Origin of the sequence: Sulfitobacter marinus (assembly GCF_900116285.1) — a bacterium.
GTDB classification, from domain to species: Bacteria; Pseudomonadota; Alphaproteobacteria; order Rhodobacterales; family Rhodobacteraceae; genus Sulfitobacter; species Sulfitobacter marinus.
The window spans coordinates 274,486-299,526 of sequence record NZ_FPAJ01000003.1 but is presented as its reverse complement, the minus strand read 5'-3'; the positions used below and the strand labels follow the sequence as shown (position 1 = coordinate 299,526).

The 25,041-nt window shown below is 56.3% G+C and carries 24 protein-coding genes; 10 read left to right on the top strand and 14 right to left on the bottom strand.

Annotated features, from left to right (window positions below; translation table 11 throughout):
* The first annotated feature begins 11 nt into the window (after nt 1-11).
* The 3 genes from BM347_RS10300 to BM347_RS10290 all read left to right on the top strand — a co-directional run bounded on the left by BM347_RS10300 (nt 12) and on the right by BM347_RS10290 (nt 4,112).
* Nucleotides 12-1,127, top strand: a complete 1,116-nt coding sequence (locus BM347_RS10300) for an extracellular solute-binding protein (RefSeq protein ID WP_093916376.1) — start codon at nt 12-14, stop codon at nt 1,125-1,127.
* Between the two features lie 104 nt (nt 1,128-1,231).
* On the top strand, nt 1,232-2,929 hold the full coding sequence (locus BM347_RS10295) for an ABC transporter permease (RefSeq protein WP_093916375.1): 1,698 nt from the start codon (nt 1,232-1,234) through the stop codon (nt 2,927-2,929).
* A 4-nt stretch (nt 2,930-2,933) separates the two neighbouring features.
* Nucleotides 2,934-4,112, top strand: a complete 1,179-nt coding sequence (locus tag BM347_RS10290; protein ID WP_093916374.1) for an ABC transporter permease — start codon at nt 2,934-2,936, stop codon at nt 4,110-4,112.
* A 72-nt stretch (nt 4,113-4,184) separates the two neighbouring features.
* Here the strand turns inward: BM347_RS10290 and BM347_RS10285 are convergent, their stop codons facing one another.
* From BM347_RS10285 to dapE, 5 genes are all read right to left on the bottom strand, one after another.
* Complete coding sequence (locus BM347_RS10285) at nt 4,185-5,414, bottom strand: lytic murein transglycosylase (protein WP_093916373.1); 1,230 nt, start codon at nt 5,412-5,414, stop codon at nt 4,185-4,187.
* 82 nt (nt 5,415-5,496) lie between these two features.
* On the bottom strand, nt 5,497-7,764 hold the full coding sequence (rnr, locus tag BM347_RS10280) for a ribonuclease R (RefSeq protein ID WP_093916372.1): 2,268 nt from the start codon (nt 7,762-7,764) through the stop codon (nt 5,497-5,499).
* 3 nt (nt 7,765-7,767) lie between these two features.
* Nucleotides 7,768-8,349 carry a TIGR04282 family arsenosugar biosynthesis glycosyltransferase gene (locus tag BM347_RS10275; RefSeq protein ID WP_093916371.1) on the bottom strand — a complete coding sequence of 194 codons (582 nt, stop codon included), beginning with the start codon at nt 8,347-8,349 and terminating at the stop codon, nt 7,768-7,770.
* 20 nt (nt 8,350-8,369) lie between these two features.
* Nucleotides 8,370-8,792, bottom strand: a complete 423-nt coding sequence (locus BM347_RS10270) for a GNAT family N-acetyltransferase (RefSeq protein WP_093916370.1) — start codon at nt 8,790-8,792, stop codon at nt 8,370-8,372.
* A complete protein-coding gene (gene dapE / locus BM347_RS10265; RefSeq protein WP_093916369.1) occupies nt 8,789-9,934 on the bottom strand; it encodes a succinyl-diaminopimelate desuccinylase in 1,146 nt (381 codons plus the stop codon). Before dapE ends, BM347_RS10270 begins: the two co-directional genes overlap by 4 nt.
* Nucleotides 9,935-10,300: 366 nt before the next feature.
* Between dapE and BM347_RS10260 the strand changes: the two genes are divergently transcribed.
* A complete protein-coding gene (locus BM347_RS10260; protein WP_093916620.1) occupies nt 10,301-11,395 on the top strand; it encodes a Hint domain-containing protein in 1,095 nt (364 codons plus the stop codon).
* Here the strand turns inward: BM347_RS10260 and BM347_RS10255 are convergent, their stop codons facing one another.
* From BM347_RS10255 to dapD, 3 genes are all read right to left on the bottom strand, one after another.
* A complete protein-coding gene (locus BM347_RS10255; protein WP_093916368.1) occupies nt 11,396-11,734 on the bottom strand; it encodes a hypothetical protein in 339 nt (112 codons plus the stop codon). It lies immediately after the preceding gene.
* A gap of 61 nt (nt 11,735-11,795) precedes the next feature.
* Nucleotides 11,796-12,047 carry a GlsB/YeaQ/YmgE family stress response membrane protein gene (locus BM347_RS10250; RefSeq protein ID WP_093916367.1) on the bottom strand — a complete coding sequence of 84 codons (252 nt, stop codon included), beginning with the start codon at nt 12,045-12,047 and terminating at the stop codon, nt 11,796-11,798.
* A 64-nt stretch (nt 12,048-12,111) separates the two neighbouring features.
* Nucleotides 12,112-12,939 carry a 2,3,4,5-tetrahydropyridine-2,6-dicarboxylate N-succinyltransferase gene (gene dapD / locus BM347_RS10245; protein WP_093916366.1) on the bottom strand — a complete coding sequence of 276 codons (828 nt, stop codon included), beginning with the start codon at nt 12,937-12,939 and terminating at the stop codon, nt 12,112-12,114.
* 140 nt (nt 12,940-13,079) lie between these two features.
* On the opposite strand from dapD, the gene BM347_RS10240 reads away from it, so the two are divergent.
* A complete protein-coding gene (locus BM347_RS10240) occupies nt 13,080-13,922 on the top strand; it encodes an LOG family protein (RefSeq protein ID WP_093916619.1) in 843 nt (280 codons plus the stop codon).
* Nucleotides 13,923-13,937: 15 nt separating this feature from the next.
* Here BM347_RS10240 and BM347_RS10235 read toward each other — a convergent pair whose 3' ends face one another.
* From BM347_RS10235 to BM347_RS10225, 3 genes are all read right to left on the bottom strand, one after another.
* Nucleotides 13,938-14,150, bottom strand: a complete 213-nt coding sequence (locus tag BM347_RS10235; RefSeq protein ID WP_093916365.1) for a hypothetical protein — start codon at nt 14,148-14,150, stop codon at nt 13,938-13,940.
* Between the two features lie 220 nt (nt 14,151-14,370).
* Nucleotides 14,371-15,546, bottom strand: a complete 1,176-nt coding sequence (gene rlmN / locus BM347_RS10230; protein ID WP_093916618.1) for a dual-specificity RNA methyltransferase RlmN — start codon at nt 15,544-15,546, stop codon at nt 14,371-14,373.
* 362 nt (nt 15,547-15,908) lie between these two features.
* Nucleotides 15,909-16,787, bottom strand: a complete 879-nt coding sequence (locus BM347_RS10225; protein ID WP_093916364.1) for a LysR family transcriptional regulator — start codon at nt 16,785-16,787, stop codon at nt 15,909-15,911.
* A 90-nt stretch (nt 16,788-16,877) separates the two neighbouring features.
* On the opposite strand from BM347_RS10225, the gene BM347_RS10220 reads away from it, so the two are divergent.
* Nucleotides 16,878-17,615, top strand: coding sequence for an NAD(P)H-dependent oxidoreductase (locus BM347_RS10220; RefSeq protein WP_245764242.1), 738 nt, complete (start codon nt 16,878-16,880; stop codon nt 17,613-17,615).
* Nucleotides 17,616-17,880: 265 nt separating this feature from the next.
* Here BM347_RS10220 and BM347_RS10215 read toward each other — a convergent pair whose 3' ends face one another.
* Nucleotides 17,881-18,411 (bottom strand): invasion associated locus B family protein, encoded by a 531-nt coding sequence (locus tag BM347_RS10215; RefSeq protein WP_093916363.1) that lies wholly within the window; start codon nt 18,409-18,411, stop codon nt 17,881-17,883.
* Between the two features lie 174 nt (nt 18,412-18,585).
* Here BM347_RS10215 and BM347_RS10210 point away from each other — a divergent pair, with 174 nt between their 5' ends.
* A complete protein-coding gene (locus BM347_RS10210) occupies nt 18,586-19,566 on the top strand; it encodes an asparaginase (RefSeq protein WP_093916362.1) in 981 nt (326 codons plus the stop codon).
* 70 nt (nt 19,567-19,636) lie between these two features.
* Here the strand turns inward: BM347_RS10210 and serB are convergent, their stop codons facing one another.
* The gene (gene serB / locus BM347_RS10205) at nt 19,637-20,512 is read right to left on the bottom strand and encodes a phosphoserine phosphatase SerB (protein ID WP_093916361.1); all 876 of its coding nucleotides are present in this window, start codon (nt 20,510-20,512) and stop codon (nt 19,637-19,639) included.
* Nucleotides 20,513-20,668: 156 nt separating this feature from the next.
* Here serB and BM347_RS10200 point away from each other — a divergent pair, with 156 nt between their 5' ends.
* On the top strand, nt 20,669-21,808 hold the full coding sequence (locus BM347_RS10200; protein ID WP_093916360.1) for a phosphoserine transaminase: 1,140 nt from the start codon (nt 20,669-20,671) through the stop codon (nt 21,806-21,808).
* Nucleotides 21,809-21,888: 80 nt separating this feature from the next.
* The gene (gene serA / locus BM347_RS10195; protein WP_093916359.1) at nt 21,889-23,484 is read left to right on the top strand and encodes a phosphoglycerate dehydrogenase; all 1,596 of its coding nucleotides are present in this window, start codon (nt 21,889-21,891) and stop codon (nt 23,482-23,484) included.
* A gap of 56 nt (nt 23,485-23,540) precedes the next feature.
* Here the strand turns inward: serA and BM347_RS10190 are convergent, their stop codons facing one another.
* Entirely contained in the window at nt 23,541-24,128 is a 588-nt protein-coding gene (locus tag BM347_RS10190) for a LysE family translocator (protein ID WP_093916358.1), read from the bottom strand.
* Nucleotides 24,129-24,265: 137 nt separating this feature from the next.
* Here BM347_RS10190 and BM347_RS10185 point away from each other — a divergent pair, with 137 nt between their 5' ends.
* A complete protein-coding gene (locus tag BM347_RS10185; RefSeq protein WP_093916357.1) occupies nt 24,266-25,000 on the top strand; it encodes a metallophosphoesterase family protein in 735 nt (244 codons plus the stop codon).
* Nucleotides 25,001-25,041: the final 41 nt, after the last annotated feature.

Sequence of the window (25,041 nt, the reverse complement as noted above, 5' to 3'; positions counted from 1 at the left end):
GAGACTATCTAATGAAATTTACAACAACGCTACTCGCTTCTTCTGCGATTGTTGGCGCTGGTACATTGGCCTTTGCCGATGCACACGGCAACATGGCCAAAGAGATGACACTTGTTTCCTGGGGTGGCGCATACCAAGCCAGCCAAGATAAAGCATATGTTCAGCCCTATCTGGAAATGCACCCCGACGTGACAGCCGTTTGGGACGAAAGCTCGGCTGAAGCCGTGGCCAAACTGCGCGCCATGAACGAAGCTGGCAACGTAACATGGGATCTGGTCGACGTCGTAGCGGCAGATGCCATTCGTCTGTGTGACGAAGGCCTTGCCATGGAAATCGATGCCGACGAAGTGCTGGCCGCAGCACCCGATGGCACATCCGCATCCGACGACTTTGGCGATCTGCTGGTCAGCGACTGCTTTATCCCACAAATCGTTTACTCGACCACATTCGGCTACCGCACAGACATGGTAGGCGACACGCCTCCCACGAAAATCTGTGACGTATTTGATACCGACGCATACCCAGGCAAGCGTGCCTTGGAAAAGCGTCCAATCAACAACATGGAATGGGCTCTGCTTTGTGACGGCGTTGACAAGGCCGACGTATATGACGTTCTGGCCACACCAGAAGGTCAGGAAAAGGCACTGGCCAAACTGGACACCATCAAAGACGACGTGATCTGGTGGTCCGCTGGCGCTGACACGCCTCAGCTGTTGGCCGATGGCGAAATCGTTATGGGTTCCACCTACAACGGCCGTCTGTTCAGCGTGATCGAAGAGCAAAAGCAACCCGTTGCAATGCTTTGGGACGCTCAGGTGTTTGACCTTGACGGTTGGATCATTCCAGCAGGCCTGCCAGATGACCGTCTGGCCCGCGTCATGGACTTTGTGAAATTCGCGACAGACACACAGCGCTTGGCCGATCAGTCCAAATACATCAGCTACGGTCCTGCCCGTTTGTCCTCCGCTCCTTTGGTGGGTCAGCACGCAGACATGGGCATCGACATGGCACCACACATGCCAACCGATCCAGCGAATGCTCAAAACACGTTCCTCTATAACTACGAGTTCTGGGCAGACTACCGCGACGATATCGACGCGAAGTTCCAGGCATGGTTGGCGCAATAAGCCTCTAAAAACCAAACGGGAGGGGGCCAGCTTGGCCCTCTCCACCCCCAAAACGTTTATACCTTTTTCCGATTTTCACGACGATCCAACCCCATGGGGCCGATATGAGCGATGCAAACAACGCGACCACAGCACCAAATTCTGCCCTTGCGGCGGAACGCGCCGAAGATGAATACACCGGCCCAATGCTTGCCGCCGATGGCACACCGCTCAAGCGCAGCCTGAACCGCGCATTACGCCGCCAAAAAATCAGCGCGCTTTTGCTCATCGCGCCTTTGCTGATCTTTGTGTTGGTCACGTTCATTGCACCAATCGCGGATATGCTGTTTCGGTCGGTGGAAAACCAGATCGTCCAAGATACCCTGCCCCGCACAACAACCGAGTTGAAAAACTGGGACAGTGAAGGCGGCGAGCTACCCGATCAGACCGTGTATAAATCGCTGTACCAAGACATCTATGTCGCCCAGGAACGCAAATTGCACACCCGTCTGGGGTCCCGTCTTAACTATGAACTGACCGGTGCGTCGTCCTTGTTCCGCAAATCAGGCCGCGGCGTTGATGACATCGGTGAGGTTTACCAAGACCAGTTCGAAGACCTGAACGCCTTTTGGAAAAAGGGTGAAAACTGGAACGATGTTCTGGGGTCTGACGCGTGGCTTGCCGCCATGAACGACTGGAAGAAAGCATCAGGCGACGCGCAGCCACCTTTTGAAATGCGTGACGGTATTGCCGATATCCTACCACAAACAGCTGACTACTATTCGATCTTTGCCGATTTCGTCCAGAATGAGGACGAAGATAACCTGTACAAAGAAGACCCATGGCCGCTGATCTATTCCGCCTTCTATGATGATCTAACCGGCCCCACCGCCGAACAAGTGGCCACCTATGCTGGCCCCGGTGCCACCGAACTGGCCGAAGCCGCCGCAGCCGCGCCAAGCTTTGCCACAGTCGATTACATGGACGCCTTTGCTGATATCGACAAAGACTGGGTGGAACTGCCGATCTGGCAAACCATTGCGACCTACAGCCCAAAGTTCACCAACGGGTACTTCCTGAATGCCGTGGACATGCAAAAGACCCCCGATGGCCCGGCCCTGCGCCCAGAAGACGAACGCATCTACTGGACCCTGTTCAAGCGCACCCTGTTCATGTCGGTCTGCATTACACTTAGCTGCATTTTGTTGGGCTACCCTATCGGCTGGATCTTGGCCAACCTGCCCGCACGCACCGCGAACCTGCTGATGATCCTTGTTCTGTTGCCGTTCTGGACATCGCTCCTCGTGCGCACCTCCGCTTGGAAGGTCATGCTGCAACAACAAGGGGTCATCAATGACACGCTGGTCTGGCTGGGTGTTGTCGCCGATGATAGCCGGCTGGCGCTGATCAACAACCAGACAGGCACGATTATCGCGATGACGCATATCTTGCTGCCCTTCATGATCTTGCCTTTGTATTCGGTGATGAAAACCGTACCGCCCAGCTACTTGCGTGCCGCGAAATCGCTGGGGGCGACCAATTGGACAGCCTTCTGGCGGGTCTACTTCCCGCAATCTGTGCCGGGTATCGGGGCCGGGTCGATCCTCGTGTTTATCCTGTCGATCGGCTATTACATCACACCCGAGATCGTTGGCGGCAGAACCGGTACATTCATCTCCAACCGCATTGCCTATCACATTTCCAGCTCTCTGAACTGGGGTCTGGCGGCGGCGTTGGGTGCCATCCTGCTCGCGGTCGTTCTGGGCCTCTACTATGCCTATGACAAAATCGTCGGCATCGATAACGTGAAACTGGGGGGCTAAGGACATGGTCGCACTCACACCAATCTCTCGCAAACCCGTTTCATTCTATGTGCCCGTGGTGGCAGCCGCAGGGGCCATTGCAGGCCTCTTCGTTGGCACTGCCAACGGCAGCGGTTTCATGGGCGTCATCGTCGGTGCCATTATCGCTGGCGCATTGGCGTTTCTGCTCACCCAGATCGTCAAAAACGAAAAGCTGGGCCGCTGGGCCACCACGGTCATCGTTGCGATCGTGGGATATTTCGCAGCCGGCATTCCCGGCCTGATCATCGGCGCAGCCTTTGGATGGTTCTTTAGCTGGTTCAGCTTTTGGCTCTACGAGGGACGTTACCGCGCCAGAGTGGCACCCTATCTGACCCCCGGTCAGGTTCTGTGGCATTTTGCATTTCGGGTGATCTGCGGGGCAATTTTTATCTTCCTCATCACGCCAATTCTGGTGGTGATGCCGCTTAGCTTCAACGCCGAAAATTTCTTCACCTTTACCCCCGAGATGCTCAGCTTTGATCCGGCTGGTTACTCGCTCAAACACTACCGCGATTTCTTTAACAGCTCCGACTGGCAAGGTGCCGTTTTGAATTCGATCAAGATCGCACCGGCAGCGACATTCCTCTCTGTCTCCTTCGGTACGCTCGCTGCAATCGGGCTTAGCCAGCAGCACGTCCCCTTCCGCCGTGCCATCATGGCAATCCTGATTTCGCCAATGATTGTACCGTTGATCATTTCTGCGGCAGGCATGTACTTCTTCTACAGCCGCGTTGGCCTGCAAGGCACCTATCTGGGCGTGGTTCTCGCCCACGCCGCACTTGGCATCCCGTTCGTGATCATTACCGTCACAGCGACCCTCGTGGGCTTTGACCGCTCACTTACCCGAGCGGCGGCAAACATGGGCGCAAACCCGGTCACAACATTCTTCCGCGTGCAAATGCCACTGATCCTGCCGGGTGTGATCTCGGGCGGTCTCTTTGCCTTCATCACCTCATTCGACGAAGTCGTCGTGGTCCTCTTCGTCGGCTCGGCTGGTCAAAAAACTCTGCCGTGGCAAATGTTCACGGGCCTGCGTGAACAGATCAGCCCGACCATCCTGGCGGTCGCCACGATTCTGGTGGCCATCTCGATCTGCTTGCTGACGGTGGTTGAACTGCTGCGCCGCAGATCGGAACGCCTGCGTGGAATGTCCCCGGCCTAAGCTCTTCCAAATGGACTAAAACCCTCGCCGAAGGCATGCCCAAAACCCGCAGGGGTTTTGGGTTTTTCTTTTCTACCGTACCGCTCGAACCCGATCCAACAGCCGTAGCGACGCATAACCGTCCGGCAGCAATCCCTGCGCTGTCTGAAAATTGCGCACGGCATTGATCGTCAACGGGCCAATCTTTGCGTCGATCTTCACCGTATCAAACCCAAGAGCGGTCAGCTGCGTTTGCAACTCAATCCGTTCATCATAGGTCAGCGCCCGATCTTGCAGCGGCCAGCTATGCGCAATCGGTGCACCTCCGGCGATTCTGTCGCTTAGATGGCCGACACCGATCACATAGGCATCCGCAGTATTATACCGCTCGATCACCGCAAAGTTCGAAAAGATCATAAAGGCCGCCCCCTCCGCACCGCCGGGCAGCAAAATGGACGCAGGGCCATGATCGCGCACGGTACCGCCACTGGTATTTGTGACACCAATCGCTGTCCATTCGGCGGGTGTTTTCAGCACCTTGCGGTCTGCCAGCAAATAATCGAACCCGTCGGGCAGCGTCACCTCGACACCCCAAGGCTGCTCATACGTCCAACCAAAGTGTTTGAGATAGGCCGCTGTTGACGCCAGCGCGTCGCGGGGGTCATCGCCCCAGATGTCACGCCTCCCGTCTTTGGTGAAATCAACTGCGTAGCGTTGAAAGGACGATGGCATAAACTGCGTATGCCCCATCGCCCCGGCCCAGCTTCCCGTCATATTGGCAGGAACGGTATCGCCCGCCTGCAAAATCCTCAACGCTTCCAAAAGCTCCGCTTCAAAGAACGCCTGCCGCCGCCCGTCATAGGCCAAAGACGCCAGCGATCCGATCACACTATCCCCGCCACGAAACGTCCCATAGGCGCTTTCCAGCCCCCAAATAGCGACAATAATTTCCTTATCGACACCGTATTGTTCTTCTATCTCAGACAGGGCCGCGCGCTGACGGCCAAGCGCCGCTTTACCATTTGCAATCCTGAGATCAGAGGCTGCAGTTTTTAAATAGTCCCAAATGGTTTTGGTAAATTCGGACTGGTTGCGATCCCTGCGAATGACGTTTTCATCATAGTGAACGCCCTTGATTGCCGCATCAAAGACAGAGGGACTAATCCCTGCATCCAACGCACGTACGCGAAAATTATCTAACCACTGTTGAAGACCCGCATCACTTCCGACCACGCTATGATCCGGCGCAGTTTGGGCCGCAGCAGGTGCCACCCCCGAACCCAAAGCAAACAACGCGGCCAGCACCAAAACCCGAGCATTCATTATCAGTTCCCTACGCTACTTCTCCGCACGAGCGTAACGACAAACCAAGATCCCAGAAAGCCCTGCAAAGATGATGCGCAGACTACCGCCGCGTCCGTTTCACCTTGCGTTTAACCTTGTCAGCCTTGCGTTTGGCCTTGACCCCTTTGCGTTTGGGGTTCGTTCGACCAGCCGGGCTTCGTCCGCCGCGCCCGCCTTGCGGCAGCGCCTTGCCCTCAAGCGTCAACAGTTCCAGCGCGATACCGCCCGTGACAGGGACAGCCTCTGCCAGGCGCACGGTCACACGTTGGCCGATACCGATCAAAATCCCTGTGTCAGACCCCATCAAGGTATTTGCCTCGGGATCGAAATGGAAATATTCGCGGCCCAAGGATCGCATCGGCAGCAATCCATCCGCACCGGTTTCATCCAGCTTCACAAAGGCCCCGAACCGCGCGATACCGCTGATCCGGCCCGAGAATTCATTGCCCACACGTTCAGACAGATACGCCGCCAGATAGCGATCGGTCGTGTCCCGTTCCGCCGTCATAGAACGGCGCTCGGTATCCGAGATATGCGCGCCGGTTTGTTCGATTTCTTCGATGTCTTGGGGCGACAGGCCATCCTTGCCCCAGCCATGCGCCGTGATCAGCGCACGGTGAACAATCAGATCGGAATAGCGCCGGATCGGCGAGGTGAAATGCGCATAAGACCGCAGCGCCAAACCAAAGTGCCCGATATGCGCGGGGCCGTAATAGGCTTGGGTCATCGACCGCAACGTCGAAAGGTTAATCAGCTCGGCATCGTCCGATCCCGCAGCATCGTTTAGCAGCTTGTTCAGGTGTCGCGTATGCAAAACCTGACCCTTGCCAAGCGTATACCCTGCCGCCTGCGCCGTTTCCCGCAGCGCATCCAGTTTGGCTTGCGTTGGTTCTTCGTGAATGCGGAACAAAAGCGGTGTTTTCTTTTCTACCAAGGTTTCGGCAGCGGCGACATTCGCCAGCACCATGAATTCTTCGATCAGACGGTGCGCATCCAGACGTTCTTTAAAATTCACCGATTTAACTGTCCCGTCGGGGTCCAGTTCGATCCGCCGTTCGGGCAGGTCCAGATCAAGCGGCTCGCGCTCCGTTCTGGCCATTTTCAGCGCGTCATAGGCGGCATAAATCGGCTTCAGAACAGGCTCTAGCAAAGGGCCGGTGCGGTCATTCAGGCGACCCTCAATTGCGTGTTGCACTTCCTCATAATGCAGCGACGCGGGGGATCGCATAAGCCCGCGATGAAAACTGTGGTTGATCTTTTGACCCTTGGCATCCAACACCATACGCACCGCGATACAGGCCCGCGGCACGCCCTCGTGCAGGGAGCACAGATCACCCGACAAGCGGTCTGGCAGCATCGGCACAACCCGGTCCGGGAAATAGGTGGAATTGCCGCGTTTGCGCGCCTCGCGGTCCAGTGCGGATCCCAGTGTGACATAGGCCGCCACATCCGCAATTGCGACCCAAACCACATGGCCGCCCTCGTTCTTGGGGTCCTCATCCGCATGGGCATAGCACGCATCGTCATGGTCCCGTGCATCGGACGGATCGATCGTGATCAGCGGCATATCACGCAGGTCTTCGCGACCTTTCAGACCAACAGGCTTGGCCGCGTCTGCCTCGGCGATCACATCATCCGGGAATGCATCAGGAATGCCGTGCTGATGGATTGCGATCAACGATACGGCCTTGGGCGCCGAGGGGTCTCCTAAACGGTCCACAATCCGCGCACGTGGCAGGCCCATGCGACCCTTGGGGCCAGCCTGCTCGGCCTCGACCAACTCGCCATCCTTGGCTCCATAGGTCGCGTCTGACGCGACGGTCCATTCCTTGTCGCCACCTTTGTCGATGGGAACGATCCGCCCGCCTTCGGTGGTCTTACGAAAGATACCCAACACCTTTTGCGGGTTCGACCCGATCCGGCGGATCAACCGCGCCTCGTAATGATAATCCTCGCCCGTGACCAAGGTCAGCCGCGCCAGAATGCGGTCGCCCGCCCCCAATGCAGGGTCCGAAGCGCGCGGAATGACCAATACAACGGGCTCCACCCCTTCGCCCGCCCACTCCATCGGCTTGGCAAACAGATCGCCATCCTTGTCGGGGCCGGTGACCTGCAGAACGGATACCGGCGGCAGGCGATCAGGGTCGCCATAGCTGCGCTTGCGCTTTTCCAGATGGCCTTCGGCTTCCAGCTCTTTCAGCACCCGCTTAAGATCGATACGCGCAGCACCTTTGATCCCGAAGGCCTTGGCGATGTCGCGCTTGGCAGTCAGGGTTGGATTGGCGGCGATCCAATCAAGGATCTCGGGCTTGGATGGTATTTTGCTCATGCTTTAGCAGGTAGCACGCGCACCCCGGTTCGTCATGGGCAAATCGTCGATTGTATCTACGTCCTGCAAGGTCGTGATTTTTGCGATGCGGTGATCTGGCAGTGTCGCGATGGTATCGGCCAGCGCATGTTCCGAGGACCAGCGCACACCATCGAATAAACCGGGTGGCACAGCGCGGGCACGTTTCAGCCCGATCAGCCAATATCCGCCATCCGGTGCAGGGCCGAAAACAGCGTCGTGCCCGCCCAACGCCTGAAACGCCTTGGCAATTTCCGCGCGGTTTATGCCGGGAATATCCGCGCCAATCACACAGACAGGCCCCGCCGGTGCCCCCCGCAACATCCGCGCCATACGGTCCCCCAGATTGCCCTGCCCCTGCGGTGCCCGCGCGATACCCTCGGGCCAAACGCGACTGCAAAGGCCCGCGCGATCAGGTGTCACAGCAAGCATGACGTTCCAGCGCGGGTCTTGGATATTGCGGATCAGGCGGCGGGTTTGATGGCGAAACCACCACGCGGCGGCGGTCATCCCCAGATCACGCCCAAGCCGGGTTTTCACCCGTCCGGGGCGCGGCTCCTTGACCATGATAACCAGCGTCCCCTTTCTCAAAGCGACAACACCATTTCGCGGTGGTCGATCCCCGCGTCGTCAAAGACCGGACCCTGCGCGACAAAGCCCAGTTTTTCATAGAAACCCAAAGCATGGACCTGCGCGCCCAGCTTGACCGTTTTCACGGTTGAGTGTTCACGCGCCTCGTCAATCGCGGCGCGGATCAGCGCTGCCCCCAGCCCCGTACCGCGATGTGATTTCAAGACGCAAACGCGACCAATTTTGGCAGCATCACCCTTGATATGCAGGCGCGCCGTCCCAATCGGAATTGCGTTTTCCGTCGCCAGAATGTGAATGCCATCCGCATCATGACCATCTATTTCCTCGGCTTCTGAAACACCCTGCTCTTCGATAAACACGATCCGGCGCAGCAGATGGCAACTGGCCAGATCATCGCTGACTGCGATCTCAACGCTCATGCGAAATAGTCCTTTAGGATGCGTGTGTAGATCGCCTTGAGCTGGTGAATCTGCGCGATCTCGACGTTTTCATCCACCGCATGCATGGATTGTCCGACAAGGCCAAATTCAACAACCGGACAGTGGTTTTTCACAAACCGCGCATCAGATGTACCGCCCGTCGTAGACAGTTCGGGCGTCACGCCTGTTTCGGCAGCAACCGCCTTAGACACCAGATCAGACAATGCACCCGGAGGGGTGATAAAGCTTTCGCCGGAAATCTTTACCTTCAGCTCGACAACCACACCAAATGCGTCGCGGATGGCGGCAACCTGTTCTTCCAGCCATTCCGTCAGGCTTGCACCGGAATGTGTATCGTTGAACCGGATATTGACCGTCGCGCGGCATTCGGCAGGAATCACATTGGTTGCAGGGTTTCCGGTATCCACCGTGACCACCGCCAGCGTGGAGGGGTCGAAATGGTCGGTCCCTTCATCGAGGGTGTGCGACGCAAGCTGATCCATCAATCGCATCATCGCTGGCAACGGGTTGTTAGCGCGGTGTGGATAGGCGGAATGGCCCTGCTTGCCGATAATACGGAAATGCGCGTTCAGCGATCCACGGCGGCCGATCTTGATCATTTCGCCCATCTTATTGGGGCATGTGGGTTCGCCGACCAGACAAACATCCATCCGCTCGCCCGCCTGCGCCATATAGTCCAGCAAAGCGCTCGTGCCATCGATGCCTTCGGCTTCCTCGTCACCGGTGATCGCCAGCACGATGGACCCATCTGGCGGGGTGTCGCGCACAAAATCCACCGCAGCGGCGGCAAAGGCCGCAACGCCAGATTTCATATCCGTGGTGCCGCGCCCGTACATGACCCCGTCTTTGATTTCCGCGCCAAAGGGCGGGTAGGTCCAATCCGCTTCATTCCCAATTGGCACCACATCGGTATGCCCGTTGAAACCGAAACAACGCGTGTTGCCCTTGTTTCCCCAGCGGGCAAACAGATTGCGAATACCACCGCGATCCGCCCAGGCGCATTCGAACCCAGCACCGCTTAGCAAATCATACAGAATGTCCTGGGCCCCCGCGTCCGCCGGCGTCACAGAGGCGCATTTCACCAGCTTTGCAGTAAGATCAACGGGGTCAATATGCGTCATTTTCGGGTCCTTTAGAGTAATTTTTCTTTGGTTAACCTACACTTGTGTCGAAAAATGCGCGGTGCCAAGGGGGGCGACAACGAAAATGATAACAGTTAGTCAATTTCCGTGCTATCTTTGACCACAATAATATGACCCGAGGCAGGGTATCAGCTGGCATGACACTGGAAAACCGGGTCATCCATCAAAACAAGAATTGACCACGCGCGGGGCTAATCCCTCGTGGGTCGCGCTGATCTAAATGCCTCATCTACGCTTTAAGGTGGCAAGCATGGTGGCAGCGTCAGAATATCCCCAAAGGGCGATCTCTTCACGTCACCGTGTGGCGACGTCGCAGTTTAGCTCTCTGACATGGTGGACGGGCCGATGACATGGATTGCGCTCGCACATCAGGACGACCGCCGGTTTTCGCCCTTGGGTCTTGGAGGCGACAAACGCAGTACCCCCGTCTGCGGCACCGGGCAGGATGATCTGCTTACCCGTGGCAGCCTCATGTTCGAAACGCGGCAAGCACCAGGTAGCAAGCCAAAGCTTCTGCTGGGATTTAAGTCCACTTTCCCCTGGCTCCGCAGCTTGGCATTTCAGGCCATTCCGGGGGGCGGTATCGCCTTGGTTCAGGTGCAGGGCGAAGACATCGTTCATGCCGCGATCCAGCACAAGAACAGCGGCCGCAACGATGTCATGCGCATCACCTATTCATGGGACAGTACAGCGAAATGGGGCCGTCTTTCGATGGAAGACCCGGAAAGCAACCGGTTGGTGACAGTGCCCGTTGCCAACCCCAAACCGATTTTGGTCGATGATCTGCGCAATATGATGTTGGGCCGCACCGATCAGGCAATTTCGCCCGACGTTATTTTTGCGGGTTTGTCCGATCAGATTGAACCCATCGGCCCCATGCCGACACTGTTGCCATCGACCCCGCTTGCCACGCCATGGGGTTTCAAACCGCTCTCTGCCCTCAAACGCGGCGACACTGTCACCACGCAGGATTCGGGCGTCGTACCCGTGTTGCAAACCGTCTCAAGAACCGTACCTGCCTGCGGCAGCTTTGCCCCGATCCGGTTGCGCGCACCCTATTTCGGGCTGCAGCAAGATATCATTGTTGCCCCGGATCAACGGCTGGTCATCGACGGCCCCGAGGTCGAATACCTTTTCAGCAAAGAGGCGGTGCTGATCCCCGCACGCCATCTGGTGAACGGGTTTGCTGCCATACAAGAAACCTGCGGGCCGACCATCACCTACGCACAGCTTTTACTGCCCTCGCACGAAACAATGATCGCCGCAGGCACGCCCGCAGAAAGCCTGTATATCGGTCGCCTGCGCCGCCAACCCGATCAGATCGCCGGCAGCATTCTGGCCGGGGTCGACCGCAGCCTGCTGCCCGAACATCATCAGCCTGCCCATACTGTGTTGAAGCGTTTCGAGGCGATCACCCTCGCCAGTCGCCGCGCGGCGTGATCAGTCGAAAAATGGCGTGATATGCGCAACGATGACCGAATTTTCATCCAGCGCCCGTGCCATCAACGCACGTTCATCATCATCAATATCATGACCTTCGGCCTCGCGTTCGGCCAGGGTGCCGTATCCGGTCACATCCAGCGGGTTCGTTTCCGCCTGCTTTAGGATCGCCACGGTTTCGCGCACGGCTTCGGCCTCGTCTATGCCAGAGGCAAAGCACATCAACGCGGCACCAGTTGCCTTGTCCGGCAGCCCGTCACCGTCCTTGCGCCCGATTTCAACCAGCAAAGTATAGACCTGCTGGCGGGATGGTTTCTTGGGTTTTTTCTGGTCCGACATAAAAAGAGCCACCGCATAAAGATGCGGCAGCCCTAACCTGTTCTGAAGCGTCTGAAAAGGGTCAGCTGCGCCCGCGCAACATGCGCCATGCCCAAATCACCAGACATGCGCCAGCCAAACCGACGAAAAGCTGGGTCAACCAAGCATCCGCTGCATAGATATCAAGCAGGCCAAGAATGAAGTTCAGCACCACTGCGCCGATGATCCCCAAACCGATATTCGCAAATATTCCGGTGTCCGCCTTCATGATCATGCTGGCGATCCAGCCTGCCAAGCCGCCCACAATGATCGATCCAATAAAACCTAAACCCATAATCGCACTCCTTTGTCATATGCCCTTGGCGATTGGGTCGCCAAAGGCATCGTTTCGTTTCACCTTAGTCGCGCAGCAGCTCGTTGATCGATGTTTTCGAACGTGTCTTTTCATCGACGCGTTTGACGATCACGGCGCAATACAAGTTCACACCGTTCTTCGAAGGCATCGAACCCGCGACGACAACAGAACCTGCTGGCACTTCACCATACATGACTTCGCCGGTGTCGCGGTCAAGGATTTTGGTGGACTGGCCGATGAATACGCCCATCCCCAGAACGGACCCTTCGCGGACAATACAGCCCTCAACCACCTCAGAGCGCGCACCGATAAAGCAGTTGTCTTCGATGATGGTCGGACCAGCTTGCATGGGCTCCAACACGCCGCCAATGCCAACGCCGCCGGACAGGTGCACATTTTTACCGATCTGTGCACAGGAGCCAACAGTGGCCCACGTATCAACCATCGTGCCGCTGTCGACATAAGCGCCAATATTCACAAAGGACGGCATCAAAACAACGCCCGGTGCGATATAGGCCGATTTGCGCACAACACAGTTGGGAACGGCACGGAAACCGGCGGTTTTCCATTCGTCGTCGCCCCAGCCTTTGAACTTGCTGTCAACCTTGTCCCACCAGCCTGCGCCTTGTGGGCCGCCGGTTTGATGTTCCATATCTTTGATGCGGAAACCCAGCAAAACAGCCTTTTTCGCCCATTGGTTCACATGCCAATCGCCATTTGCCTGTTTTTCAGCGACACGCAGTTTACCGCTGTCCAGCGCGGCCAATGTATCTTCGATCGCGTCGCGCTGTTCGCCTGTGGTGGCAGACGTAATCGTGTCGCGGGCATCCCACGCAGCTTCGATAGCGGTTTCAAGTTGGGCGTTAGACATAGGGTTGGCTCCGGAATATGGGGTCAGATGTTGCGCAAGGCTATACCCCCGTCACGTTGTGCACGCAATCATAACGACTGGCGTGGATGTTTACACTGCACGCAGTCATGCTATCTGCAACGATCAAGCCGGAGGATTTGATGACCGATCACACACGCCACCCCTTGCGCGATGCTGTCGCTGACAGCGCCAAAGCAAAGGAAGTACCCGATACCCCGCAAACACGCGCACCCGCCTATCGCCTGGCCTTTACCGATCAGGAATTCCTGGGCCACGACGCATTGCGCCCGGTCAGATTACAGCTGGAGCTGCTAAAACCTGAAATGGGGCTAGATGCGCACGGTGTCCAATCGACCATCGTCTTGTTTGGCGGCGCGCGCATTCCCAGACCCGCGGAAAAGGATAAGGCGCGTACCAAAACGCTGGCCGATCTTTCGCATTTCTACGAGGAAGCGCGCGAATTTTCACGGCTGATGACGCTAAAATCACTGGAAAGCGGCGGCCAGGAGAATGTGATCGTCACAGGGGGTGGCCCCGGCGTGATGGAGGCGGGCAACCGAGGGGCCGCAGAAGCATGCGGTCAATCTATCGGGCTAAATATCGTGCTGCCGTTTGAACAGGCGCCGAATGAATATGTCACGCCTGAACTGTGCTTTAACTTTCACTACTTCGCGATCCGCAAAATGCATTTCCTCATGCGGGCGCGGGCAATTTGCGTGTTCCCAGGGGGCTTTGGCACCATGGATGAAACATTCGAGGCGTTGACCCTTATACAAACCGGCCGCATGTCGCGTGTGCCGTTTTTGCTATTTGGCCGCGCGTTCTGGGAGAAGATCATCAACTGGGAGGCCCTTGCCGATGCGGGCACCATCTCGGCCGAAGATCTGGATCTGTTTAGGTTTGTTGAATCTGCCGAAGAGGCGATGCATGTGATCGACAATTGGGAACCTGCGCCTGCGCGGGATGCGCTTCCGGGCAGGTAAATTCGGTCCGGTGGATCAGGCGCACAGCTCAGGCGGCAAGCTGCATACCTTTACGTGATGCGGAAGGGTCTCTAGGATGTGACCATTTTCCGTATCGCGTACGTGGTATCCAAACCCGGTCAGCCGGTGTTTCCATTCACGAAAAGATAATGCGCGCTCGCGTTCACGGGTAATCAAAGCCATAACTTCGGCAGTGATGAAAGCGTCATTCTGGGTGATAATAGCCATTATATATTGCTCCCGATTAATGTGATTGATGGAGCCAATATCTTTGAGACGATGTTTTAATGTCCCCTAAACGGCAGGAACGCAGCGCAGAGTTAAGAACACCTGTTCCTAACTTAATGTCCCAGAATTTAGTAAATTTTCACGATGCAAGAACGCCATTCACCACAATCGCGCCGGGCAAACAACGGTTCAGCCTTGGCCGACACCACTGTGCTTTAGGTCACAAACCCGCATCTGCCTCGATTTGCTTGCGCGATTTACGGGCGCGTTCGGTCGCTGATTTCAACTGACCGCAAGCCGCCATAATATCCTCGCCCCGTGGTTTGCGAACAGGCGATGCATAGCCTGCCTTATACACAATCTCAGAGAACGCACGGATACGGTTATTCGACGACCGCTTGTAGGGCGCGCCGGGCCACTCATTAAACGGGATCAGGTTGATTTTGGCGGGGATTCCGCGGATCAATTCGATCAACCGGTGCGCATCTGCGTCGCTGTCATTCACCCCGTCCAGCATCACATATTCAAAGGTGATCCGCTCGGAGTTGCTGACCTTGGGGTAGGCGCGCAGGGCTTCGATCAATTCAGCGATATTCCAACGTTTGTTGATCGGCACCAATGTGTTGCGCACCTCGTCCGTGGTCGCGTGAAATGACACCGCCAACTGGCAGCCGATTTCCTCAGCCGTGCGGGCAATTTCAGGCACCACGCCGGACGTCGACAGCGTAATCCGGCGGCGCGACAGTTGGATGCCTTCTGGGTCCATCGCGATCTTCATCGCGTCGCGCACATTCTCAAAATTATAAAGCGGCTCGCCCATACCCATCAAAACGATATTGGACAGCAAACGGGGCGCGTCGGTGATTGCACCGGGCACCGGCCATTCGCCCAGATCGTCCCGCGCCACCATCACTTGGCCAATAATCTCGGCTGCGGTCAGATTGCGCACCAGCTTTTGTGTACCCGTGTGGCAAAACGAACAGGTCAAAGTACACCCGACCTGAGAGCTGACACACAATGTACCGCGCCCTTCCTCTGGGATATACACCACCTCAACCTCGTGCCCGCCTGCAATGCGGACGAGATATTTGCGTGTCCCATCTTCTGACACTTGCTTGGTCACCACCTCTGGCACGGCGATCACGAATTTCTCGGCCAGCTCGGCGCGAAACGCCTTGGACAGGTTGGTCATGTCCGCAAAATCACGCGTACCCCATTGATATATCCACTGCCAAATCTGGCCGACCCGCATCTTGGCCTGCTTTTCAGGCGTACCATGGGCGATCAAAACCTCGCGCATCGCGTCACGTGTCAAACCGACAAGGTTAATCGGCCCGTCCGGCAATTTGCGTGGGAGGGTCATAACATCTTGGGTGATCGGCGCGGTCGCAGACATGGGGATTCTCCGGGATGTGTTTGAGCGCTCTATATAGGCATTCGCGCCCAGATCAAAAGGAAAGGCATATTGCAGCGGACCTTGGCCGAGCGTAAGCCGACGTTTCCACCTACAAAACGCGAAAAAGGCCACCGCTGGCTGCACAAGCGGCTTTCCAGACGTATTGATAATCGTGACCAAGCCGGGAACGATCATCACAAGGGCGAACGTCCGGCTTGAGCCCATTTTGACAAATGCTGCATGGTGCACTAACGGCGGCTTTTGTGTTAATCGCGGTGCTGGAATCAAGGTTTGCCTGATGTCTCTAAATGTTGCGTGATTGAAAGAAAATCGGAGTAGGTATAATTACTGAGCCCGGTTTCTTATCGAAACACACCCTGACCGGCAGCGTTTATCCAATCGATCAATAGTCTAATTCGTTCAGATTTCCTTAGGTCTGGGTGCGTCACAAGCCAGAGGTCCGTGGCAAGTTCAGGAAGAAATGTGCCGTGTCTAGTCAGGTCTTCACACTCATCCGCCAGGTAGCATGGCAATACTGATACCCCAATTCCGTGCTTCGTCGCCCAAAACATGTCCAGAACAGAATTGCTCCGATACCGGCATAACTGGTCGTAGCCATTGATCCGCATCCAGTTCTGCAACGTGGGGTAGTGAATGCTGTCATCGGGTCCGATCCAAGCCAGACGGGAAAGATCTACATCGCCAAGGTCGCGAGACAACATGTCTTGTGACGCATAGACGGCCTGCTTGATCACTCCAACTTTCTGAACCGACATTGAATGTGGAATGGTGGATGACGGCCTTATCGCGAGATCTGCCTCTCGTCTTGTCAGGTTTAAAAAGTCGTTCGAAACTACAACTGACAGCTCGATATCAGGGTACTTCTTACCGAAGCTGGCAAGAGCTTGGCCGAGCCAGCCGAACAGCAGTGAATCTGTTGTCGTCAACCGTACGCTTCCAGAAGGGCGAGAATCTTGACCAGTTATCTGCCGTTCCGTGATATCGACTTCGTGCCGCAGCCTATCAAACAAATCGCAAATTTCGATCGCGGCGGCAGTGGGCGTATACCCCGTTCTTGACCGCTGAAAGAACACTGCGCCTAGTTTATCTTCGATCAAATTGAGTTTTCTGTAAATGGTTGGATGGCTAACGCCTAAAGCACGCGCTGCTCCACTTAACGTTTCTGTCGAGCGAATTGCATGGATAAGGGAAATGTCGTCCCAAGATAATCTATTGTACATTTTTGCAAGCTATCTCGTCAATATTTTTTCTAACTACGTCACAAATGTACATGATACCTCTGTTTGAAAGCAACTTTCGAATGGATAACTATGATGAAAGCCCTGATCGTCCTGTGCCACCCAGAACGTAAATCCTTCAATGGCGCGCTGGCAGAACTGGCGAAATTGACGCTCGAAGGGCAAGGGTACACAGTGAGAATAACCGACCTCTACCAAGAAGGCTTTGACCCGGTCGAGTCTGGGAAGCACTTTTTGCATCGGGAAAATCCAGATGAATTTTCAGTTCTTGGAGAGCAACGGCACGCATTTCAGACTGGTCGGCTTCCAGCGGATGTGGAGCGTCAAATAGCGCTTTTGGAAGAGGCCGACTTTGTGCTGTTGCAGTTCCCAATCTGGTGGCACAGCGTTCCTGCAATGATGAAAGGATGGATCGATCGTGTGTTTGTGAGCGGCGGCCTTTATACCAGCACCAAACGGTACGATCGGGGTCACTTCAGCGGCAAGGTTGCGATGTGCGCAGCAACGATTGGCGCGCCTGCCATCGTGATGCAAGCTGGTGGTCGGGCTGGAACCATCGGGCAAATCCTATGGTCGACGCAGTACTCCCTTCACTACATGGGGTTTTCCGTTCTTCCTCCATTTCTGGCAGATAGCGTTCAGGGGCATGGATATACCACGGACGGCGCGGAGACGAACAAACTTCGTTTGGAAAGCCATAAACAGAGCTTGATTGATCGGCTGCGGGCGATCCCCACAACCGATCCGATTGCGTACCCCACGTGGAAGGATTGGGACGAACTCGGCGTAGCCAAGAGAGTTTCTCAATAATTAAAAACAGGATAAAGCTTCTTGAACAATTTCCCCGGCACTAGTTCGTTTTGAACCTTCTTCTGCAGACATTGGCCCCACTGCAGCGAAATAGCGCTTTGTCCCGCACTGGCGACATCCGGGAGAATCAAATAACCCCCGCAGATTTCTGCGAGGGCATTAGCCTATTCAGAACCACAATGGTTTCGGGGTTAATAGTGACCCTTCGACCCATCCGGTAAAGGGCTTGCTAGCTGCGAGGCCCCTTCAAGTATCGCCGAAGGTTTTAGCCGCCGCAACGTTTCGCGGCGTCCTCGACAGCCGCGGTAAAGCCCAGCAGCGAAAATGAATCCTTTGTTTGCGTGCCGCGACCGGAACGCCCGGTCATGATTGCAGTGGCACCGCGCTTCATCGCTGTAATGATTTTTTTGTCATCGTCAGGGGTTGCTGGCCACGCCCATTCACCGTCGGTGAACAGCTCGAATGTGTTACCGCTGATGTCCATATTTACGGTCGACCCAGAAGCAAAAGGATACCCACCGGTAAAGGCAACCTGGCCTTTGGCCCCCGCGCTTGGGCGATAAAATACCATCAACAGCGTCTGCCCACGGTTCACGGCAACCACACGGCCATCGCGGGAATTCACCATTTCCTTGGGCGTTGAAACACCCCAGCATTCGGTCGGATTATCCTCGACGAACACGCTCCAGTCGGTTTTCGCAGCAACACGGTTTGTACTTTGCGACTGCGCCAATACGCCCGTTCCAGCGAACCCTGCTAGCGTCAAGGCAAAGCCAATCGTTCTCAATGTCATCATTTACCTAGGCCTCCAGCCGCCCTAATCCTCAACATTTTACCAACTCCACCGGCTGCCCTTCAATTGGCGCTCTTCAAAGGAACTGTATTTATCTCGACAACAAGCATAATAACGTCAAACAGGCGACCGGTGAAACCCTGATTGGCAGGAATTCGCCCAAGAAAAGGACGAAAAATGACCCAACCAGCCCCCTTTGCCGAGATTTGGCGCGGTGCTTTCCTTGAAAGCGTTCATTCAGGCCATGCCGTTGTGTGTGATGACAGCGGCCAAATCGTCCATGCATGGGGCAACCCGGACGCGGTTATCCTTCCACGGTCTTCGGCCAAAATGATCCAGGCACTGCCGCTTATCCGCTCTGGTGCGGCAGACGCTATGGGGCTGGGCACGCAGCATCTTGCCCTCGCCTGCGCGTCGCATCAGGCGGCTGATCTGCACACCGGGATCATAGGTAAATGGCTGGATACAATGGGCCTTTCCGACGGCGATTTTCGCTGCGGTGCCGCCGTCCCCGGCGATATAGATGCGCGCGATGCCCTGATCCGCGCCTATGAACAGCCTTGCCAAATTCACCACGAATGCTCTGGCAAACACGCGGGCTTTCTGACTGTGAACAAACATCTGGGCGGCGGTGCGGATTACGAAAAACCCGATCATCCCGTTCAAAAGGCCTGCCTTGACGCCTTCGAAGAGGTCACAGGCCTAAGCACATTCGGCTATGGGATCGACGGATGTTCCGTGCCTAATTTTTCAACGACCCTGCACGGTATGGCCCGCGCGATGGCCCGTTTTGCCGCCGCACCCGACGGCTCTGCCGAGGCACGCCTGCATCAGGCGATGCGCCTGCACCCCGAACTGGTGGCCGGCGAAACCCGTTCCTGTACGGATCTGATGCGTGCGATGGATGGAAAGGTCGCTATCAAAACCGGGGCCGAAGGATTCTTCATCGCGATCCTGCCGGAGCAAAAGCTTGGCGTCGCACTCAAAGCATCCTGTGGCACCCCGCGTGCAGCCGCCTGCGCCATCGCGTCCATTTTGGTGAAACTCGGGGCGCTTGACCCCAACCACCCTGAGGCGCTGAAATACCGCAACGCTCCGATCATAAACCGGCGCGGCATTGTCACAGGCAGCCTGAAACCCGCGCCGACATTCGCTTAAAATGCGCGCTACCCCATTCCAAATGGTCTAAAATCCCGGGGTATGGGGCAGCGCCCCATGCACCTATCGATTATGCGATAAATTCGTCTTTGGCATAGCCCTGCACATATAAAAGGGCCGTCAGATCGCCAAAGTTAATCCGCACATCGCATTCCGCCGCCACAGCGGGTTTGGCATGCAGTGCAACGCCCATCCCCGCACGGTGCAACATGCCCAGATCATTCGCGCCATCGCCAACCGCTAACACGTCGGCCTCAGCCAAACCCAGTTGCGCCGTGATCCCTTCCAACGCATCTACTTTGGCCTGCTTACCCAAGATCGGATCGCGCACATGTCCGGTCAGTTTTCCGTCCTCAACCAACAGCGTATTCGCACGATTCTCGTCAAATCCGAGCGCCTGCGCCACAGATGCCGTGAACGCCGTAAACCCACCCGACACCAGCGCCGCATAGGCCCCGTTCGCCTTCATCGTCGCCAACAGCGTTTTGCCACCCGGCATATAGGTAATCCGCTGCTCCAGAACCTGCCCGATGACAGCCTCGTCCAAGCCCGTAAGCAGCCCCACGCGTTCCCGCAGCGCACCTTCAAAGTCCAACTCGCCGTTCATGGCCCGCGCGGTGATGTCCTTGACCCGATCGCCGACGCCTGCCTCATCGGCCAACTCATCAATGCATTCTTGCTGGATCATCGTGCTGTCCATATCGGCCAACAGCATTTTCTTGCGCCGCCCTTCGGCAGACACGATGATCAAATCGACACCCATCCCCTGACACTCGGCCCAGATATCCCAGCGATTTCCTGGCATGCGCAACATGTCAAAACTCGCCGCCTCATCCGGGGCCAGCCAAACCGCGTCACCGCCCCCCCATGCATTACGCAAGCTATCGACCAATGCGGCATCCAGCTGTGGTCGATCAGGGGAGGTTAACAAAGTCACATTATGCATCGTCGAGTTTCCGATCCGCGTCAGAGCTGTCGTAAAAAGCCAATCAAGCGGCGTTCTAGCGGCATTTTCCCGCTTGTGCCAGACCGCGCGCCCCTCTAGACGCAGCGGTGGGACACCCTTCCCCAACGAAGGGCGCTTATCTGAAAGGGTAGCTAAATGGCTATTACGACACCGACCTCGCGGCCTATGAATCCGCGTTTTTCCTCTGGCCCGTGTGCCAAACCCCCCGCATATGATCTGACCAAGCTTGCAATCGCGCCTTTGGGCCGCAGCCACCGCGCTGCACCGGGCAAAGCTAAATTGCTTGAGGCGATCGAAACCACCCGTGAAATTCTGGGCGTACCTGCTGATTATAAAATCGGCATCGTGCCCGCATCCGATACCGGTGCCTACGAGATGGCAATGTGGACCATGTTGGGCGAACGCCCCGCTGAGATGGTCGCGTGGGAATCGTTCGGCGCGGGCTGGGTGACCGATGCTGTCAAACAGCTCAAAATCGAACATACCGTCCACACTGCCGACTACGGTCAGATCGTGGATATGGCGTCGATCAACTATGATAACGATGTTTGCTTTACCTGGAACGGCACCACCTCCGGCGTGCGCATGTCTTCTGGCGATGTGATCCCGTCGGACCGCAAGGGCCTGACCCTGTGTGATGCGACATCCGCGGCATTCGCCATGGACCTGCCGTGGGACAAGCTGGATGTGACCACCTTTAGCTGGCAGAAAGTGCTCGGCGGTGAAGCGGCCCATGGCATGCTGATCCTTAGCCCGCGCGCAGTTGAGCGGTTGGAAAACTACACCCCCGCATGGCCCCTGCCCAAGATTTTCCGCCTCACCAAAGGTGGCAAACTGATCGAGGGTATCTTTAAAGGCGAAACCATCAACACGCCCTCAATGCTTTGCGTCGAAGACTACCTACTGGCGCTGGACTGGGCGAAATCCGTTGGCGGCCTGCAAGGGTTGATCGGCCGCGCGGATGCCAACACCGCTGCGATTGCCAAGTTTGTGCAAGACCACGATTGGATCGATTTTCTCGCCACCGATCCCGCGACGCGGTCCAACACCTCTGTCTGCCTCAAGTTCACAGATGATCGCATTACAGACGGTGCCGCCTTCGCCAAAGCAGTTGCAAAACACCTTGCCGACGAAGACGTGGCATTGGACGTTGGTGCCTACCGCGATGCCCCTCCGGGCCTGCGCATCTGGTGCGGCGGCACGGTTGAAACCTCAGATATCGAAGCGATGCTGCCGTGGCTCGCTTGGGCATTCGAGACCGGAATCAACGCATAATTCCGGGTTCCCCGCCCTGCGCCGCGCGTAGGGTGGGTGCCAACCCACACCCCATTCTATCTTACAAAGGAGCGCCAAACATGGCCCCCAAAGTTCTCATTTCCGATAAACTCTCGGACGCCGCCGTTCAAATTTTTAAAGACCGCGGCATTGACGTCGATTTCCAACCTGATCTGGGCAAGGACAAAGACAAACTGGCCGCCGTCATCGGCGATTACGACGGTCTTGCCATCCGCTCGGCTACGAAAGTGACCGAAAAAATCCTCGCGAACGCGACCAACCTCAAGGTCATCGCCCGCGCCGGTATCGGCACTGATAACATCGACAAAGACGCCGCATCGAAAAAAGGTGTGATCGTCATGAACACGCCTTTCGGCAACATGATCACCACCGCCGAACACGCCATCGCGATGATGTTCGCCGTGGCGCGTCAAATCCCCGAAGCCTCCGCATCTACCCACGCGGGCAAATGGGAAAAATCCAAATTCATGGGCGTCGAGCTGACCGGAAAAACCCTTGGCGTCATCGGTGCGGGTAACATTGGCGGTATCGTTTGCGATCGCGCCCGCGGCCTGAAGATGAAAGTCGTGGCCTATGACCCCTTCCTAAGCGAAGAAAAGGCCAAGAAAATTGGCGTCGAAAAGGTCGAGCTTGACGAACTGCTGGCCCGCGCCGATTTCATCACGCTGCACGTCCCCTACACCGACCAAACCGCCAACATCCTGTCCAAGGAAGCCTTGGCCAAGACCAAGAAAGGCGTGCGCATCATCAACTGTGCCCGTGGCGGTCTGGTGGACGAGGAAGCCTTGGCCGAAGCGCTGAAATCCGGCCACGTCGCTGGCGCGGCCTTTGACGTTTTCAAGGAAGAGCCTGCCACCGAAAACCCGTTGTTCGGCCTGCCAAACGTGGTCTGCACCCCGCACCTTGGGGCTGCCACGACCGAAGCACAAGAAAACGTGGCCCTGCAAGTCGCCGAACAAATGTCCGACTATTTGCTGACCGGCGCGGTTTCCAACGCGTTGAACATGCCATCGGTTACGGCTGAAGAAGCCAAAGTCATGGGCCCATGGATCACATTGTCCGGCCACCTTGGTGCATTCATTGGCCAGATGACGGACGAGCCGATCAAGGCGATCAACATCCTGTATGACGGTCAAGTGTCCGAGATGAACCTGAACGCGCTGAACTGCGCCGTGGTTGCCGGCATCATGAAACGCGCCAATCCTGACGTGAACATGGTCAGCGCGCCCGTGGTTGCCCGTGAAAAAGGCATCCAGATCAGCACCACGAACCAAGACAAATCCGGCGTGTTCGACGGCTATGTCAAGGTAACGGTTGTGACCGAAAAGCGTGAACGCTCAATCGCGGGCACGGTATTCTCGGATGGCAAACCCCGCTTCATCCAGATCAAAGGCATCAACATCGACGCGGAAATCGGTGCGCATATGCTCTATACAACCAACGAAGACATCCCCGGCATCATCGGGACCCTGGGCCAAACGCTGGGTGCAAACGGTGTGAACATCGCGAACTTTACCTTGGGCCGCTCGGCAGCCAAAGGAGAAGCAATTGCATTGCTGTATATCGATGATGTGGTTCCCCCGGCGACAATCAAAGCGCTGCAAGACACCGGGCTTTTCACCCAAGTCAAAGAGCTTGAATTCGACGTCGCCTAAATCTTGGCTGACGACTAAAAAATCAAAGCGCCCCCCTCAAGGGGCGCTTTTTTCATTCAGCCAAGCAGCATCCAGATTGCGACGCTGGCCAAGGTCACCCCAAAACAGATATTCAAAACCCGTGCTGATCTGCCATCGCGGAAATGCAAAGCAATACGTTCACCAAGAATCGTCCAGATCAGAAACGCGACAAAGTTGTTCAGCGTAAATATGACTGCGATCCAAACGACGTCGGTCCAATCGGCCGATGCCGGTAAAAACTGCGAATACATCAATGTCATAATCACATAGGCCTTGGGGTTAAGCACCAACAATGCCGCGCCACCGACGAACCCGACCGGCACGCCATCCAGCGCGGCGTCACTGGACTGCGCCCTTAAGAACGTCATCGCGAGGTATAAAACATATGCCGCCCCCAACACGCGGATCAGGTCAAACAAGCGAGGAAACTGCTCCATCGCTGCGGCAAAACCTAGCCCGACCGCCCCCGCCAAGATGATTGTCGCGAAGTGGTAGCCAAAATTGGCAGGCAACGTCGCACGAAGCCCATAGCGTGCACCAGTCGCTGCGAAAAAGATATTGCCGGGACCCGGGCTGTACGCGAGCGGAAAAAGAAACAGTAAAAGCGCGATCAGCATTTCCATGAGCCCAAATCCTTTTGATCACTAAAGCGCACAGGCATGCCAGTATCGACCCGTTTCTTGCTGCAAAATCACCAGCTTGGCTTTCCCTTTCTAGGCGGATCAGGCATCATACCCCCAAGCAAAAAGGAAACGCGTTTATGTCCACGCCAATCTACGCCGTTGGCGATATCCACGGCCAACTCGACGATCTACACCGCGTTCTGGAACTGATCGAAACCGATGGCGGAAAAGATGCCGAAATCGTATTTTTGGGGGACTACGTTGATCGCGGCCCCGACAGTAAGGGTGTCGTCGATCTGTTGATGAACGGCATCGCCGGCGGCCGCAACTGGACAGCCATACGTGGCAACCATGATCGCTATTTCACCCGCTTTCTGGACGATCAAACGGTGTATGACCCCGCCACACGGGCCGATCTGTTCTGGATGAACCCACGTTTGGGCGGCGACAAAACCCTGCTGTCCTACGGTGTCGTCGGTGAAGATTACGCCCCCGTTGACCCAATCCACAAAGCAGCACTCGAGGCCGTTCCCCAAGCGCACCGGGATTTCTTGGAAAGCCTGCCAAACATCCACACAACTGATAACCTGATTTTCGCCCATGCTGGCCTGCGCCAAGGCATACCAATCGAAGACCAAGTCGAAGACGATCTGATATGGATTCGCGGCGACTGGCTCACGGAATATCATGACTTCGGCCGCCCCGTCGTGCACGGACATACCGCTGTCGATTATCCCGAACACCATGGCTACCGCATCAACCTTGATGCTGGCGCGGGCTATTTCAAACCGCTTCAGGCCGCAGTCTTCGAAGGGTCAGACGTCCATGTCATATCCGACAAAGGCCGGGTTCCGCTGCGCCCCACAACCTAATTCCAAATGGACCTAAATCCCAGGGGAGTCTCAGCATCGCC

Coding starts and splice junctions, on each gene's coding strand:
- BM347_RS10300 (WP_093916376.1), top strand. CDS start 12: ATGAAATTTACAACAACGCTACTCGCTTCTTCTGCGATTGTTGGCGCT.
- BM347_RS10295 (WP_093916375.1), top strand. CDS start 1,232: ATGAGCGATGCAAACAACGCGACCACAGCACCAAATTCTGCCCTTGCG.
- BM347_RS10290 (WP_093916374.1), top strand. CDS start 2,934: ATGGTCGCACTCACACCAATCTCTCGCAAACCCGTTTCATTCTATGTG.
- BM347_RS10285 (WP_093916373.1), bottom strand. CDS start 5,414: ATGAATGCTCGGGTTTTGGTGCTGGCCGCGTTGTTTGCTTTGGGTTCG.
- rnr (WP_093916372.1), bottom strand. CDS start 7,764: ATGAGCAAAATACCATCCAAGCCCGAGATCCTTGATTGGATCGCCGCC.
- BM347_RS10275 (WP_093916371.1), bottom strand. CDS start 8,349: ATGGTCAAGGAGCCGCGCCCCGGACGGGTGAAAACCCGGCTTGGGCGT.
- BM347_RS10270 (WP_093916370.1), bottom strand. CDS start 8,792: ATGAGCGTTGAGATCGCAGTCAGCGATGATCTGGCCAGTTGCCATCTG.
- dapE (WP_093916369.1), bottom strand. CDS start 9,934: ATGACGCATATTGACCCCGTTGATCTTACTGCAAAGCTGGTGAAATGC.
- BM347_RS10260 (WP_093916620.1), top strand. CDS start 10,301: ATGACATGGATTGCGCTCGCACATCAGGACGACCGCCGGTTTTCGCCC.
- BM347_RS10255 (WP_093916368.1), bottom strand. CDS start 11,734: ATGTCGGACCAGAAAAAACCCAAGAAACCATCCCGCCAGCAGGTCTAT.
- BM347_RS10250 (WP_093916367.1), bottom strand. CDS start 12,047: ATGGGTTTAGGTTTTATTGGATCGATCATTGTGGGCGGCTTGGCAGGC.
- dapD (WP_093916366.1), bottom strand. CDS start 12,939: ATGTCTAACGCCCAACTTGAAACCGCTATCGAAGCTGCGTGGGATGCC.
- BM347_RS10240 (WP_093916619.1), top strand. CDS start 13,080: ATGACCGATCACACACGCCACCCCTTGCGCGATGCTGTCGCTGACAGC.
- BM347_RS10235 (WP_093916365.1), bottom strand. CDS start 14,150: ATGGCTATTATCACCCAGAATGACGCTTTCATCACTGCCGAAGTTATG.
- rlmN (WP_093916618.1), bottom strand. CDS start 15,546: ATGTCTGCGACCGCGCCGATCACCCAAGATGTTATGACCCTCCCACGC.
- BM347_RS10225 (WP_093916364.1), bottom strand. CDS start 16,787: ATGTACAATAGATTATCTTGGGACGACATTTCCCTTATCCATGCAATT.
- BM347_RS10220 (WP_245764242.1), top strand. CDS start 16,878: ATGATGAAAGCCCTGATCGTCCTGTGCCACCCAGAACGTAAATCCTTC.
- BM347_RS10215 (WP_093916363.1), bottom strand. CDS start 18,411: ATGATGACATTGAGAACGATTGGCTTTGCCTTGACGCTAGCAGGGTTC.
- BM347_RS10210 (WP_093916362.1), top strand. CDS start 18,586: ATGACCCAACCAGCCCCCTTTGCCGAGATTTGGCGCGGTGCTTTCCTT.
- serB (WP_093916361.1), bottom strand. CDS start 20,512: ATGCATAATGTGACTTTGTTAACCTCCCCTGATCGACCACAGCTGGAT.
- BM347_RS10200 (WP_093916360.1), top strand. CDS start 20,669: ATGGCTATTACGACACCGACCTCGCGGCCTATGAATCCGCGTTTTTCC.
- serA (WP_093916359.1), top strand. CDS start 21,889: ATGGCCCCCAAAGTTCTCATTTCCGATAAACTCTCGGACGCCGCCGTT.
- BM347_RS10190 (WP_093916358.1), bottom strand. CDS start 24,128: ATGGAAATGCTGATCGCGCTTTTACTGTTTCTTTTTCCGCTCGCGTAC.
- BM347_RS10185 (WP_093916357.1), top strand. CDS start 24,266: ATGTCCACGCCAATCTACGCCGTTGGCGATATCCACGGCCAACTCGAC.